15 protein-coding genes, 1 tRNA gene and 1 pseudogene are annotated in these 13,533 nt (G+C 67.3%); 11 read left to right on the plus strand and 6 right to left on the minus strand.

Annotated features, from left to right (window positions below):
- A pseudogene (locus VGD32_RS12630) lies at positions 1-484 on the plus strand (DNA-packaging protein); the annotation flags it as partial.
- Between the two features lie 5 nt (positions 485-489).
- Here VGD32_RS12630 and VGD32_RS12635 read toward each other — a convergent pair.
- The 4 genes from VGD32_RS12635 to VGD32_RS12650 form a co-directional block, all read right to left on the minus strand.
- Entirely contained in the window at positions 490-870 is a 381-nt protein-coding gene (locus VGD32_RS12635; RefSeq protein ID WP_331032235.1) for an ammonium transporter, read from the minus strand.
- A complete protein-coding gene (locus VGD32_RS12640) occupies positions 867-1,181 on the minus strand; it encodes an autorepressor SdpR family transcription factor (protein ID WP_331032236.1) in 315 nt (104 codons plus the stop codon). Before VGD32_RS12640 ends, VGD32_RS12635 begins: the two co-directional genes overlap by 4 nt.
- A 242-nt stretch (positions 1,182-1,423) precedes the next feature.
- The gene (locus tag VGD32_RS12645) at positions 1,424-1,888 is read right to left on the minus strand and encodes a very short patch repair endonuclease (RefSeq protein ID WP_331032237.1); all 465 of its coding nucleotides are present in this window, start codon (positions 1,886-1,888) and stop codon (positions 1,424-1,426) included.
- A 6-nt stretch (positions 1,889-1,894) separates the two neighbouring features.
- Positions 1,895-2,965, minus strand: a complete 1,071-nt coding sequence (locus VGD32_RS12650) for a DNA cytosine methyltransferase (protein ID WP_331032238.1) — start codon at positions 2,963-2,965, stop codon at positions 1,895-1,897.
- 120 nt (positions 2,966-3,085) lie between these two features.
- Between VGD32_RS12650 and VGD32_RS12655 the strand changes: the two genes are divergently transcribed.
- Together VGD32_RS12655 and VGD32_RS12660 are read left to right on the plus strand one after the other, a co-directional pair.
- The gene (locus VGD32_RS12655) at positions 3,086-4,516 is read left to right on the plus strand and encodes an ATP-binding protein (RefSeq protein WP_331032239.1); all 1,431 of its coding nucleotides are present in this window, start codon (positions 3,086-3,088) and stop codon (positions 4,514-4,516) included.
- Entirely contained in the window at positions 4,513-5,526 is a 1,014-nt protein-coding gene (locus VGD32_RS12660; RefSeq protein WP_331032240.1) for an O-methyltransferase, read from the plus strand. The genes VGD32_RS12655 and VGD32_RS12660 overlap by 4 nt, the downstream gene beginning before the upstream one ends.
- Before the next feature lie 90 nt (positions 5,527-5,616).
- On the opposite strand, the gene VGD32_RS12665 is transcribed toward VGD32_RS12660, so the two are convergent.
- Positions 5,617-7,602: an acetyl/propionyl/methylcrotonyl-CoA carboxylase subunit alpha gene (locus tag VGD32_RS12665; RefSeq protein WP_331032241.1), complete on the minus strand. Its 1,986-nt coding sequence runs from the start codon at positions 7,600-7,602 to the stop codon at positions 5,617-5,619.
- A 195-nt stretch (positions 7,603-7,797) separates the two neighbouring features.
- On the opposite strand from VGD32_RS12665, the gene VGD32_RS12670 reads away from it, so the two are divergent.
- The 3 genes from VGD32_RS12670 (at position 7,798) to VGD32_RS12680 (ending at position 10,513) form a co-directional block, all read left to right on the plus strand.
- Complete coding sequence (locus tag VGD32_RS12670) at positions 7,798-9,297, plus strand: hypothetical protein (protein ID WP_331032242.1); 1,500 nt, start codon at positions 7,798-7,800, stop codon at positions 9,295-9,297.
- A gap of 93 nt (positions 9,298-9,390) precedes the next feature.
- On the plus strand, positions 9,391-9,876 hold the full coding sequence (gene msrB, locus VGD32_RS12675; RefSeq protein ID WP_331032243.1) for a peptide-methionine (R)-S-oxide reductase MsrB: 486 nt from the start codon (positions 9,391-9,393) through the stop codon (positions 9,874-9,876).
- Between the two features lie 49 nt (positions 9,877-9,925).
- Positions 9,926-10,513 carry a hypothetical protein gene (locus VGD32_RS12680; protein ID WP_331032244.1) on the plus strand — a complete coding sequence of 196 codons (588 nt, stop codon included), beginning with the start codon at positions 9,926-9,928 and terminating at the stop codon, positions 10,511-10,513.
- Between the two features lie 39 nt (positions 10,514-10,552).
- Here VGD32_RS12680 and VGD32_RS12685 read toward each other — a convergent pair.
- Positions 10,553-10,627, minus strand: a tRNA-Thr gene (locus tag VGD32_RS12685).
- 99 nt (positions 10,628-10,726) lie between these two features.
- Here VGD32_RS12685 and VGD32_RS12690 point away from each other — a divergent pair.
- The 5 genes from VGD32_RS12690 to infA form a co-directional block, all read left to right on the plus strand.
- Entirely contained in the window at positions 10,727-10,909 is a 183-nt protein-coding gene (locus tag VGD32_RS12690; RefSeq protein WP_331032245.1) for a hypothetical protein, read from the plus strand.
- A 101-nt stretch (positions 10,910-11,010) separates the two neighbouring features.
- Complete coding sequence (gene murA, locus VGD32_RS12695) at positions 11,011-12,300, plus strand: UDP-N-acetylglucosamine 1-carboxyvinyltransferase (RefSeq protein WP_331032246.1); 1,290 nt, start codon at positions 11,011-11,013, stop codon at positions 12,298-12,300.
- Positions 12,290-12,766: a DUF2948 family protein gene (locus VGD32_RS12700; protein ID WP_331032247.1), complete on the plus strand. Its 477-nt coding sequence runs from the start codon at positions 12,290-12,292 to the stop codon at positions 12,764-12,766. Before murA ends, VGD32_RS12700 begins: the two co-directional genes overlap by 11 nt.
- Complete coding sequence (locus VGD32_RS12705; protein WP_331032248.1) at positions 12,763-13,227, plus strand: UPF0262 family protein; 465 nt, start codon at positions 12,763-12,765, stop codon at positions 13,225-13,227. The genes VGD32_RS12700 and VGD32_RS12705 overlap by 4 nt, the downstream gene beginning before the upstream one ends.
- Positions 13,228-13,332: 105 nt before the next feature.
- The coding region (gene infA, locus VGD32_RS12710) for a translation initiation factor IF-1 (protein WP_331032249.1) at positions 13,333-13,533 on the plus strand (201 nt) is incomplete at its 3' end.

A 13,533-nucleotide genomic window follows, 5' to 3' on the forward strand; every position in this document is an offset into this window, starting at 1 on the left:
CACCGCCCGCGGCGACGCCTGCGGCCTGATCGCCGCCGCTTCATACCGACGCGCGGACGGAACCCGCTGCGCCGTCATCCTCGCCGACCGCTCGATCGCCGGCCTCGGCCCCGACGCCTGGGCCCGCCGCGCCGTCGCCCTCGCCCATGAGTTCGGCGCCTCCGCCATCGTCGCCGAGGTCAACCAGGGCGGCGACATGGTCCGCGCCGTGCTCAGGACCGCCGGCGCCCGGCTGAAGATCCGCGAGGTCCACGCCACCCGCGGCAAATACATCCGCGCCGAACCCGTCGCCGCCCTCTACGAACAGGGCCGCATCCACCACGCCGGCGCCTTCGACGCCCTGGAGGAGGAACTGATGGCCTTCGGCGGCCAGATGGAGGCGGCCGGGAGCCTGGACCGCGCGGACGCCCTGGTGTGGGCGATCACCGACCTGCTGGTCGACGCGCCGGACGGGGAGCGGGGGCCGAGGGTGCGGTGGATGTGAGCCCCTTAGGCCGCCCCGCGCCGCGCCCCCGTCAGGCAATAGCCCACCGTCACGGCCATGCCTAGGATCACCGCCGCGCAGCCGGCCCACAGGGCCACCCCGAACGGCGCGAAGGCCCACAGCGCCCCGTAGATCAGGCCGCTGACCGCCATCGACCAGCCGCCGACGCGGTTGACCCGCCGCGCCTGTTCCGCCGGGACGAAGCGCTTGGGCATGCGGTTGCCGACCCAGGCCAGCATCAGCCCGGTCCCGCCCATGACGATGCGCGTCACCGTATCGCCGTCGATCCACCCCGCCTGCTTCGCCGCCGTCGCCGCCAGCGCCGCCCCGATCAGGGCCCCGGCCACGACCAGGTTGGGGACCACCTCGGATTTCACCTCGCTCATGTCGCCGTCTCCTTGCCGGGCTCGGCCGGCGGTTCTTCCTCCGGAGCGGCCGCGGCCCCCCCGAAGGACTGCACGAAGCCCAGCAGCGCCTCTTCCAGCACCGACAGCTTCAGATGATAGATCACGCTCTTCCCCGCCTTCTCGGCATGCACCAGCCCGGCCTCGCGCAGCACCGCGAAATGCGCCGACATGGTCGGCTTCGACACCTCGAAGCGGTCGGCGAGGTCGCCGGCGCTCATCGGGCCGCCGCGCAGCAGCTGCAGCACGCGGCGCCGGGTGGGATCGGACAGGGCCTTGAAGACGGAGCTCATGAAGAGACGTTTAGCGAAACATCGAAATGAGAGTCAAGGGGGATCCGCGGGGTGCCCGTCGCCGCCCCCTGTGAACAGGGCCGCATCCGCCAGGCGGGGGCGTTCGATGTGGTGGAGGAAGAGCGGATGGCCTTCGGCGGCCGATGGAGGCGGCCGGCTCGCTGCACCCGGGGGGGACGCGCTGGTGTGGGCGGTCACGGACCTGCGGGTGGACGCGCCGGACGGGGAGCGCGGGCCGAGGGTCAGGTGGGTGTGAGGGAGCGCGACCGGGGCTGCCGTCGGAACATTGACAGTAGCGGTTCTTCGAAGCGTCGCTTCTTGATGTCGCATTCCCAAACCTCCACCACCCGCCAGCCCAGCGCCTCCAACTCACTACGGTTGGCTGCGTCGCGGGCGACGTTCCGTTCAAATTTTTCCGACCAGAACTGGCTGCGGGTCTTGGGCATCGTCGCGTACGGGCAGCCGGGGTGCCGGTGCCAGAAGCAGCCATGTACGAAAATTGCCGTCTTCCAGCGTGGAAGCACGATGTCGGGCCGGCCCGGAAGGCGCCGGTCGTGGAGCACGAACCGGAGCCCGGCCCTGTGAAGGGCACGGCGAACGGCCAGTTCAGGTGTGGTGTCGCGATCCCCGACGTTCTGCATGATCCGTCGCGTCAGATCAGTGACGGGCGGCCCATCCAGATCCAACGCCCGATGCTTAGACGCCATGGAGGACTATTCGGCCGCGATCGCTGCTTGGCCGATCTCCGTCCGAGAGGCGAGCACCGAAAATATGGCCTCGGACATCAGTGGCGAGACACTGTTGCCGATCATGCGGAACGAATGCCAGACGGTGGGATGGAAGCGGAAACCGTCGGGGAAACCTTGCAGACGCGCGGCCTCTCGCACCGTGATCACACGCGGTTCGCTAGGGTGAATGGGACGTACCGACTGAAAGGACCCGCGGTCGCTTCCGGTGCCCGCCCGAAGGGTCGGACATTGGCCCAACCATTCCAGGCGAGGATGGCGTCCGATCTTATCGACACCGCCTTGGCTGACGGCGCGAAAGCGGTTGACGACAGCCTCGGTATGAACGGTCGGACGGTGTCCCGTGAACCTACGATCAGCGGCGAGAAGGCGGTTCCGATAAGGATTAGACGCCTCTTGGGTCGGCAACTGCCACGTATCGAAGCCATCCTCGCTCTGAACCTCGGTTGCGGAGGCGAGGTCCCCTATGGCGTCCAAGACCGAAGCGGCTTGAGCCTTCTTCGCATGGATATCCTCCAGCGTGACCGGGTCGCATCGCGTTCGATCCACGCCGATCACGAACAGACGTCGTCGTTTCGTCGCTGCTCCGAAATCAGCGGCGTCGAGCAGCACCGGTCCGAGCAGATCGTACTTTCCAGCGACCCGTTCCAAGGCGGCATCAAGCACCGGCCGCGCGTCGGCGTAGCCCAGACCTTTGACGTTCTCCATGACAAAGAACGCTGGAGAAATCTCCGAGACCAGACGAAAGAAGTGGTCCAGCAAATCTCGGCGTGGATCGTCGACCTTGCGATGCCCAATGTCGCTGAACGCTTGACAAGGGGGGCCGCCAAATACGCCGAGGACATCGCCTCCAGCCAACCTGCGGATATCCTCGCCTCGCGCTTGGGAAAGATCGCCGAGCGTGACCCTCGACTCTGGAAAATTGGTCGAGAACGACGACGTGAGGATGGGATCGACGTCGAACGCGAGTTCTGGCCCAAGGCCGGCCGCTCGCGAGCCGAGCGCGAAACCGCCGCACCCGCTGAACAGATCGACCATCCGAGGTTGTGCTTGCACCAGAAACCCCTTTGGGCCGACTATGCCCGGGGGCGGTAATATCCTGTTTCGCTAGACTGGTCGACTTCCCTTCGAAAAACAATGTGCGAGGGTCCACCCGGAGTGGCAGACGAACTGAAATCGATCGGGACGGCTTTCGCCTCCCCAACAAAACAGTTCTTCGTCAGTATGTTGACGCGGGACATCGAGCTTCGCGATGCGCTCCTCGATCTTCTGGACAACTGTGTCGACGGCATCTTGCGAAGCGCCAAGCCGGATCCGGCGGACGCATCTCCCTACGCTGGATTCGAGGCGACCATCGTCATGGCTCCCGACCACTTCCAGATACTGGACAACTGCGGTGGCATACCCATCGAGACGGCGAAGAAATACGCCTTCGCGATGGGCAAGCCCGAAGGTGCGACTAAGGAGGCCGTGCCCGCGACCGTGGGCATGTACGGTATCGGTATGAAGCGCGCCGTGTTCAAGCTCGGGACCGATGCCCTTGTTGAGTCGTGGAACGACACCGGCTTCTCGGTGGAATTCACCCCCGAGTGGATGACAACGGAGGGCTGGCAGGATTTGCCTGTCCACGAACTGCCAGACGGCAAGCTGAAGGAGAAGGGCACCTCAATCACCGTCATGGAACTGAACGCGGAGGTGAAGGCCGCATTCTCATCGGGGGAATGGATCGACGACTTCCGCAAGGCGGTTGCGCAGCATTACTCGATCATCCTGAGTAAGGGCTTCTCAGTCAAAGTTGGCACCAGCCTCGAAGAAGCCGCTCAGATCGATCCCGAGCCCTTCTTGCTGCTCCAAACTGATCTCGTGAACGGAGGTCGGATCGCGCCATACGTCTACAAGGGCCAGCTGGAGGGCGTGGACGTCGAAATATACGCCGGCCTCTATCGGGAGTTGCTTACTGCCGAAGAGGCCGACCGCGAGGAAGAGACCCGAGGGACAACGGACGACGCCGGATGGACGGTCGCCTGCAATGATCGGGTGGTCATCTGGAAAGACAAGACGCGCCTGACGGGCTGGGGCGAAGCGGCGGTGCCCAACTATCACGGTCAATTCATTGCGATCACCGGCATCGTCCTGATGCGAAGTGACGATCCGAATAAGCTGCCGTTGACGACGACGAAGCGGGGCATCGACGCCGCATCCAACGTCTATTCCGAGGCGAAGGACCTGATGCGGGAGGCGACCAAGAGCCTCACGTCGTTCACGAACAAGTGGAAGAAGTTCCCCGAGAAGCTCGAGACCATCTATCAGGCGAGCGAGTACGTCGACCTTCCGAGGTTGCGGGCCATGGCCGCAGAAGTCCCCATGATCGCTTCTAGAAAGCTCCCGGCCATGAGGAAGTACGAGCCGACGTATCCAGTCCCTACCGAAGAGAAGACTCACGTTGTCGTACGCTTTGAGGCTCCTAAGACGGACGTCGGATTCCTAGGTGGCGTCTACTTTGGCGAAGGGGAGCCCGCGAAACCGGGAGACATCGGGCGCGAAGCGTTCGATCGGGCGTTAAAGGTGGCGCGGGACACCGCAAAGTGAGCGGTGCGTCGATCCCGTACCATCTCCGACCTCACAAGGCGGTGGACCGACGCATCTTCGTCGATCTCTTAAGCCGTATTGAGCGATGGCGGCCGTTAAGCGAGTACGTGTACCTCAGCATGGGCGCGTATCCGCTCGAAGATCACAAGCTGATCCATAGGACGCTGGGGGTCACACGGTTGATCGCCTTCGACTATGACCCCGCCATCGTTGCGCGCCAGACTTTTAACCGACCGATCGGAAGCTGCCACTGCGTCGAGAAGTCGTCGGGCGACGTCGTCGCCGAGCTCGACCAGGTTCTGGACCAATGTGGTTTCGGCGACCCGGCAGGCGTCATCGTTTGGCTCGACTACACGGACCCCAAGAAGCTCGGTGAGCAGATTCGGGAGTTTCAGTCGCTTCTCGATCGGTTGAGCGCAGGCGACGTTGTCAGGGTCACGGTGAACGCCCATCCGAATGAAATGATAGAAGCCTCGGGCGGAAAGCCGCTTCTAAAGGAGGAAAGGCGAGCCAAGCAATTTCAGAGCCTTCAGGGCAGGATAAAGGAGTTCATGCCCTCTTGGGCCAGTGCCGACCACATGAACGAGACCGACCTTCCTAAGGTGATCGCGGAGTCATTTGCGGCTGCTGCCTTGAAGGCTCTGCCAGTAAGCGGCGCGCTAACGTTCAGGCCCTTATCCATGGTCCGCTACGCGGACAGTGCGCAGATGTTGTCGATGACCGGCGTGGTTGCCAAGCGTTCGGACGAAGGCGAGTTGCTCGCCCGGCTCGGAATTCAGACTTGGCCTTTCGCATCGGATACGTGGTCCGACATCCATAAGCTCGTAGTGCCGAATCTTACCTTGCGAGAGCGTCTCTTTCTGGAGAGGGAAGTCGTCACGACCGGCCCTGACCAGATCGTCAACGCTCTTGGCTTCGACGCCGCTGGTGAGATTTCAGTTGCGGACTTCATCGACAGTTACAAGCGCTACTACCGGTTCTATCCGACGCTCCTCACTGCCGAACTCTAGCCGCGCGAACTGCGGCAAGCCTCGCCTATGAAAGGCAGATCATCCTGTCCGACGGGGGCGGGGTGTCTGCTGTTGACGCTAGCCTCCCCGCTATTCGAACTCCACCAGCACATCGTCCGCCGCCACCGGGTCGCCGGCCTTGGCGCTGACCGCCTTGACCACGCCGTCGCGCTCGGCCTTGAGGATGTTCTGCATCTTCATGGCCTCGATGATGGCGACGGTTTCGCCGGTCTTGACCTCCTGGCCGACGGCGACGGGGATCGCGACCACGAGGCCGGGCATGGGGGACTGGATCAGTTTGGAGGTGTCGGCGGCCTGTTTTTCCGGCAGGCGGGCGTAGAGGGCGGCGACGGCGGGGGTCAGGACGCGGACGCGGGCCTTGGCGGCGCGGTGGCGGATGACGAAGCCGTCGGCGACGCGGGCGACCTCGGCGGTGAAGGGCTCGCCGTCGAGGTCGGCGCGGAACTGGGCCAGGCCGGGGCGCCAGTCGATGTCGCTGAGGCGCAGGGCGCGGTCTTCGCCGGCGAGGTCGAGGGTCAGGGCCTCGTCGTCGTCGTAGGACAGGGTGACGCCGTGGGCCTCCTGGCCGATGAGGACGATCCAGTCGGTGCGGTTGGACGGGTCGCCGGACAGTTCGGTCAGGATCTCGTTCATGGCGGCGGCGGCGGCGATGAGGATGTCGGTCTGGCGGCGCGTCGGGGCGAGGCCGTGGAAGCCGTCGGGGAACTCGTCCTGGATGTAGCGGGTGGAGATGTGGCCGGAGCGGAAGCGCGGCTGGTCCATGACGGCGGCGAGGAAGGGGACGTTGTGGCCGACGCCCTGCAGGTGGGTGTCCTCGAGGGCGCGGGCCATGCCGTCGATGGCGGCGTCGCGGGTCGGGCCCCAGGCGCACAGCTTGGCGATCATGGGGTCGTAGAACATGCTGATCTCGTCGCCCTCGCGGACGCCGGAGTCGTTGCGGACGGTGTAGCCGTCGGGATGGGGGCCTTCCTCCGCCGTGTCGTAGCGGACCAGCCGGCCGATGCTGGGCAGGAAACCGCGGTAGGGGTCCTCCGCATACACCCGGCTCTCGATCGCCCAGCCGTCGATGGCTAGGTCCTTCTGTTCGAAGGCCAGCCTCTCGCCCCACGCCGACCGGATCATCTGCTCGACCAGATCCACCCCCGTGATCAGCTCCGTAACCGGATGCTCGACCTGAAGCCGGGTGTTCATCTCGAGGAAGAAGAACGACTTGTCCTGGCCGGCGACGAATTCGACCGTGCCCGCGCTGTCGTAGTTCACCGCCTTGGCCAGCGCCACGGCCTGCGCCCCCATGGCGGCGCGGGTCTTTTCATCGAGGAGCGGGGAGGGGGCTTCCTCGATGACCTTCTGGTTCCGCCGCTGGATCGAGCACTCGCGCTCGAACAGGTGCACGACATTGCCGTGCTTGTCGCCGAGCACCTGAATCTCGATGTGGCGCGGGTCGACGATGAATTTCTCGAGGAAGACGCGGTCGTCGCCGAAGGCGTTCAGCGCCTCGGCCTTCACGGCGGCGAAGCCCTCGGCCATGTCGGCGTCGGAGTGGGCGACGCGGATTCCCTTGCCGCCGCCGCCGGCCGAGGCCTTGATCATGATCGGATAGCCGATCTGGTTGGCGATGCGGACGGCCTCGTCGGTGGTCTCGATCAGGCCCATGTGGCCGGGGACGGTGGAGACGCCGGCCTCGGCGGCCAGCTTCTTGGAGCTGATCTTGTCGCCCATGGCCTCGATGGCCTCGGGGTTGGGACCGATGAAGGCCATGCCCTCGTCGCGCAGGCGGCGGGCGAAGCCGGCGTTCTCGCTGAGGAAGCCGAAGCCGGGGTGGACCGCCTCGGCGCCCGTCCGGCGCACGGCCTCCACGATCCTGTCGGCCAGCAGGTAGGACTGGGCGGCGGGGGCGGGGCCGATCAGCACCGCCTCGTCGGCCATCTCGACGGCGAGGGAGCCGGCGTCCGCCTCGGAGTAGACCTGCACCGTCCTTATGCCCATGCGGCGGCAGGTCTTGATGATGCGGACGGCGATCTCGCCTCGGTTGGCGATCAGGATCTTCTGGAACATGCGTATCTTGGGGCTCTGAAGCGAACGTGATCGCCGGCGCGGTCGCCGCCGGGTCGTCGCCCCGATTAGGCCGCGATCCCGGGCGAGTAAACCGACCGGGGCGTTCATCCGGACGGGGTACGGGCTTGGCAAGGCCCGCCCCTATGGTCTTTAACGCTGCCCGTTCCCTGTTCCACGGCCCCGGAGCCAGACTTGATGTCCCGTATCCTCCCCGTCGCCGCGACCGCGGCCCTGACCCTGGCGCTGGGCGCCGGCTCCGCCTCCGCGCAGAATTTCCAGGCGCTGGCGCGTCAGGATCTGCAGGCCGCCCACGACGAGCTGGCCGCCAACCATCCCGCGCCCGTGGTGCCGGGCCAGGCGAGCGACACCTTCCGGGCCTGGCTCGACACCGGCCTGCAGACGGCCCTGTCCAAGGTCGGCCAGGCCAACAGCGGTTCGAGCCACGCCTATCTGCTGCGCTACTACGCCGCCGGCTTCCGCGATTCCAACATCGTCATCCGCCCCAGCTACGAGACCGCGGCCGACCGCTTCTCGGCCACCAACTGGGCCGGCCTGGCCACCGGCTGGCGCAACGGCCAGTACGTCGTCACCTACGTCCAGCCGGGCGTGCGCGGCCTGCCGCCGGTCGGCGCGGTGGTGACCGAGTGCAACGCCACGCCGATCGAGGAATACGCGCGCGCCAAGCTGGACCTGTGGGAAGGCGACCTGAACACCGAGGCCGGCCGCATCACCACCGCCCCGTATCTGCTGTGGAACCGCAACAACCCGTTCGCCGGCGGCGTGCCGTCGACCTGCAAGTTCAAGGTCGGCAACCGCCGCGAGCGTGACTACGAAATCCGTCCGCAGCTGGCCACGGCGACGCCGGCCAACCTCGAGGCCGCCTACCGCGCCACCCTGTACACGCCGGGTCCGGTTCCGCTGTCGATCGAGACGGTCAACGGCCGGCCGTGGATCAACGTCCATTCGTTCGCCGACGACGCCGGCTGGGACGCCTTCAACGCTCAGCTGGAAGGCCAGCTGTCGTCGATCCAGGGGCCGCAGGGCTTCGTGCTGGATCTGCGCGGCGGGTCGGGCGCCTCGAACCTCGGCTCGACCGCCCGCGGCTACGGCGTGCTGAACCGCATCTGGACCTCGGAATTCACCCAGAGCCGCCAGCCGACCGGCGGGGACTTCACCTATCGCGCCACGCCGGGGAACCGCCAGTGGTACGCCGACGTCATCGGCCGGATGCAGCAGGACGCCCGCTTCGTCTATGAGGCGCCGCAGGTGATCGAGCAGACCCAGGCGATCCTCGCAGCCTTCGACGCCGCCATCGCGGCCGGCCAGCCCACCTTCACCCAGCCCCAGCCGGCCACGCCCGCCGACGCGAACGCCGCCAATCCGGTGCAGGGCCCCGTCGTGGTCCTGGTCGACGCCGGTTGCTCGGGCGGCTGCCTCGACACCCTGGACCTGCTGAGCCGCCTGCCGAACGTGCGTATCGCCGGCACGACCACGGCCCCGGACTCGATCTTCATCGAGCAGACCGTGACGCGCCTGCCGTCGACCTATGCGGACCTGAGCTACGGCCACAAGGCCTGGACGTCGCGCCAGCGCGGCAACAACCAGCCCTTCATCCCGGCGCAGGGTCTGACCTACGCCGGCAGTCCGGTGGACGAAGCCGCCGTGCGGACCTGGGTGGGTTCGCTGTTCCAGTAGAGCCGCCGCACTTCGCGCGATTTGAGCGCGGAGGCCGGGACTTCAGGGCCGGGCGGGGTGGAACCCCCGTCCGGCCCTTCCTATTTCGGAGCCATGACCGACATCGCCCCGACCCTGCGCTCGCCCTCGGGCTTCGATCTGACGCCGCCCGACGATTCGGAGCGGGCCCGGCTGGAGGCCGATCTGTCGCCGGAGGAACGGCGGGTCCTGCTGGCCCACGGCACAGAGGCCCCGTTCTGCGGCACGCTGCTGGGCGAGAAGCGGCCCGGAGTGTTCTGCTGCCGCGAGTGCGGCCTGCCGCTGTTCCGGACGGGGACCAAGTTCGAGAGCGGCACCGGCTGGCCCAGTTTCACCGAGCCGGTCGATCCGACCCATGTGCAGGCGGTCACGGACCGGTCGTACGGCATGACCCGGACCGAGACCCGCTGCGCGCGCTGCGGCAGCCATCAGGGCCATGTCTTCCCGGACGGGCCGCCGCCGACGGGCCTGCGCTACTGCATCAACTCGGTGGCCCTGGCCTTTGTGCCGGAGGGCGAGGCCCTGCCGGATCCTCTCGGGCGCGGCGACGGCGCGGCCTGACCTTGGCCGCATTTGGGGCTAGGGTGGGTTTTCCGCAGGAGTCGAACCCATGCTGATCACCACGCTGCTGATGACAGGGCTCCTGACGGGGAGCGGCCACGCGGTCGAACCTGACGACGGGCAGGACAGCGTGGTGGCGACCGCGCCGGCCACGACCGTGTCCCTCGACGCGACCGCAGGCCCGGTGGCCCCTCCGGTAGGCGGCGCCCTGCAGTCGTCCGATCCCCATGGCCTGGACACGGACCAGCAGATCGCGCGGTGGCTGGCCGCGCGCACGCCCGACCCCACGCCTGCGCAGGGCGATCCGTTGGGCTGGCGCGACGACCGCAAGCCGCACGGCGAGATCAGCGTCGGCGTCGGCACCGGCGGCTACCGCGACTACGCCGCGGCGGTGTCCCTGCCCATCGGCGAGAACGGCCGGCTGGATCTCAGCGTCCGTCAGGTCGAGAACGGTTACTATCCCTACGGGTACGGCCGGGCCTACGGCTACGACCCCTATTTCATGGACAGCGGCTATGTCTTCCCGGGCCAGGCCGCGCCGGGCGCCGCCCTGGAGTACGAGCGTCGCATGGCCCGCCCGGAGGGGCCGCCGAATCTCCGCCCCGCGCCGCGCCCCCTGCAGGCGGCGGAGGAATAGAAAAAGGCCCGATCCGGCGGATCGGGCCTTTGTTCTGAGTGGTGCCGCCGGGGGGAATCGAACCCACGACCTCAGCCTTACCAAGGATGCGCTCTACCACTGAGCTACGGCGGCGGTCACTGAGGAAGCGGCCCTATAGCCAACCGTGGACAAAGGGGAAAGCCCAGATTGCACTCGCTTGCGGAAAAGTTCCGCAGCGGGTCTCATTACCTCATGGATGAGTCGAAAATCCCGGCCCCCCTTCCGGACCTGCCGCCCAGCCTGCCGGACCCGCTGGCCCCGCCCCGGACGCCGGCCACCGAGCGGGCCCAGCGGCTCGCCACGGCGCTCAGGGCCAATCTGAAGCGCCGCAAGGCCGCCGCCCGACCGGCCAGGGCCGCAAAGCCGAGCAACTGAAAGTCATCGGCCGTACGCACCGGACGGCCTTTCGCAATGGCGGTCGTCCGCGCTAGATAGCCGACCCCCCGGCGCTCTCCGCGCCGGCCTGTAGAGACGACATGGACAGCATCGCCATCCAAGGCGGCGCCCGGCTGAATGGAACCATTCCGGTCAGCGGCGCCAAGAATTCCGCCCTCAAGCTGATGGCCGCCTCGATCCTGACCGATCAGCCGCTGCGCCTGACCAACATGCCGCGTCTGGCGGACACCAAATTCCTGGGCCGGCTGCTGCGCGAGCTCGGCGTGGAGGTGACCGAGAACGGGCATGGCGGGGAGCAGGAGACGCTGTTCCACGCGGCGCGGATCGAATCGAGCTTCGCGCCGTACGATCTGGTCCGGCAGATGCGCGCGTCGTTCAACGTGCTGGGGCCGCTCCTGGCGCGCACGGGCGAGGCCAAGGTGTCGCTGCCGGGCGGCTGCACGATCGGGGCCCGGCCGGTCGACCTGCACCTTCAGGCCCTGACCGCCATGGGCGTCGAAATCGAGCTGGACGAGGGCTATGTCATCGCCCGCGCGCCTCGGGGGCTGAAGGGGGCGGAGATCGAATTCCCGTTCGTCTCGGTCGGGGCGACCGAACACGCCTTGCTGGCGGCGGTGCTGGCGGACGGCGTGACGGTGCTCAAGAAGGCCGCGCGCGAGCCGGAGATCGGCGACCTGGCGCGCTGCCTGGCGGCCATGGGGGCCAAGGTCGAAGGCATCGACACCGACGAGCTGGTCATCACCGGCGTCGGCTCGCTGGGCGGGACGACCTGGTCGGTGATTCCCGACCGGATCGAGATGGGCTCCTACGCTGTGGCCGCGGCCATGGCTGGCGGCGAGGTGCGGCTGACCAACGGCCGGGCCGACCTGATCCAGGCCCTGACCGACAAGATGGTCGAGGCGGGAGTCGAGGTGACGCCGACCCCCGACGGGGTGATCGTCAGGCGCGACCCGGCGCGTCGGCTGAAGGCGGTCAATGTCGCGACGGAGGTCTATCCGGGCTTCGCCACCGATCTGCAGGCGCAATTCATGGCCCTGATGACCACGGCCGAGGGCGAGAGCGTCATCCACGAGAACATCTTCGAGAACCGCTTCATGCACGCGCCGGAGCTGGGGCGGCTGGGGGCCGACATCCACGTCCACGCCGGCGAGGCGGTGGTGCGGGGCGTGGAGACTCTGCACGGCGCCCAGGTCATGGCCACGGATCTGCGGGCCTCGGTCAGCCTTGTCATCGCCGGACTCGTCGCAGAGGGCGAAACCACGGTCGGACGCGTGTATCATCTGGATCGCGGGTTCGAGCGGCTGGAAGAAAAGCTCGGGGCCTGCGGCGCGCAAATCCGCCGGATCAAGGGCGAGGACCATGAGCACTGAGGCGTCCGCCGCCGACGACACGCCGAAAGGAACCGCCGCGGAGCCCCTGCGCCTGCTGGCCGAGGACGCCGACGACCTGCACATCATCTCGGCCGCGCTGCAGGACGCCATCATGCGGCCGGTGGACATCGTGTGGGAGCCGTCGTGGCGGCGGGTCACGCTGCAGCTCAGCCGGTTCTGCTGGGAGTGTGGCGGCACCCGGGTGATGTCGGCGATGCAGTTCGGCGACGTGATCGCGGTCAAGAGCCGGCGTCTGCCGCGCGGCCCGGAGCACGCCCTGGAACTGCTGGCCATGGATTTCGAGCCCGGCGAGGCCCCGGGCGGACGGGTGACGCTGATGTTCGCCGGCGGCGGAGACCTGCGTATCGACGTCGAATGCCTCGACGCGGTGCTGACGGATCTGTCGGAACGCTGGCCGGCCAGGGTCGCACCGACCCATCCGGCCGAAGGGCCGGGGCCGGCGTGAGCGAACACCGTCTGTCCTCGGTCGAGCTGGACCCCGCCACCCTGCCGGCCGCGACGGCGGAGATCGAGCACGAGCGCCGGGTGGCCATCTTCGACCTGATCGAGAAGAACAGTTTCGAGCCTGTGGGCGCCGGCGGCGGACCCTATGCCCTGAAGTTGTCGCTGCTGGACGGGCGGCTGGTGTTCGACATCGCCGGACCGGGTTTCTCCAAGGCCCACGGCCTGTCGCTGAACCCGCTGAACAAGGTGGTGAAGGACTATATCGCCATCTGCGACAGCTATTACGAAGCCCTGCGGGGCACCTCGCCGGGGCAGATCGAGGCGGTCGACATGGGGCGCCGCGGGCTGCACAACGAAGGGGCCGACCTGCTGAAGGCCCGGCTCGACGGCAAGATCGCGCTGGATCACGAGACGGCGCGACGGCTGTTCACCCTGGTCACGGCGCTGTACCGGCGGGGCTGACCTCCCTCGACTATCGGCGCGTTTTGAGGCATATGCCCGCACCTTCGACGCGCGCTCCGCCCGGCGTGCGTCGTTTACTCGTATCCACCGGGCGTGAGAGGCCGCATGGCTAAGGAAGAACTGCTCGAGTTTCCCGGCACCGTCAGCGAACTGCTGCCGAACGCCACGTTCCGCGTGACGCTCGAGAACGACCACGAGATCATCGCCCACACCGCGGGCAAGATGCGCAAGAACCGCATCCGCGTGCTGGCCGGCGACAAGGTCCTGGTCGAGATGACGCCCTACGACCTGACCAAGGGCCGCATC

The sequence above is a fragment of the Brevundimonas sp. genome, assembly GCF_036402095.1.
Lineage (GTDB): Bacteria > Pseudomonadota > Alphaproteobacteria > Caulobacterales > Caulobacteraceae > Brevundimonas.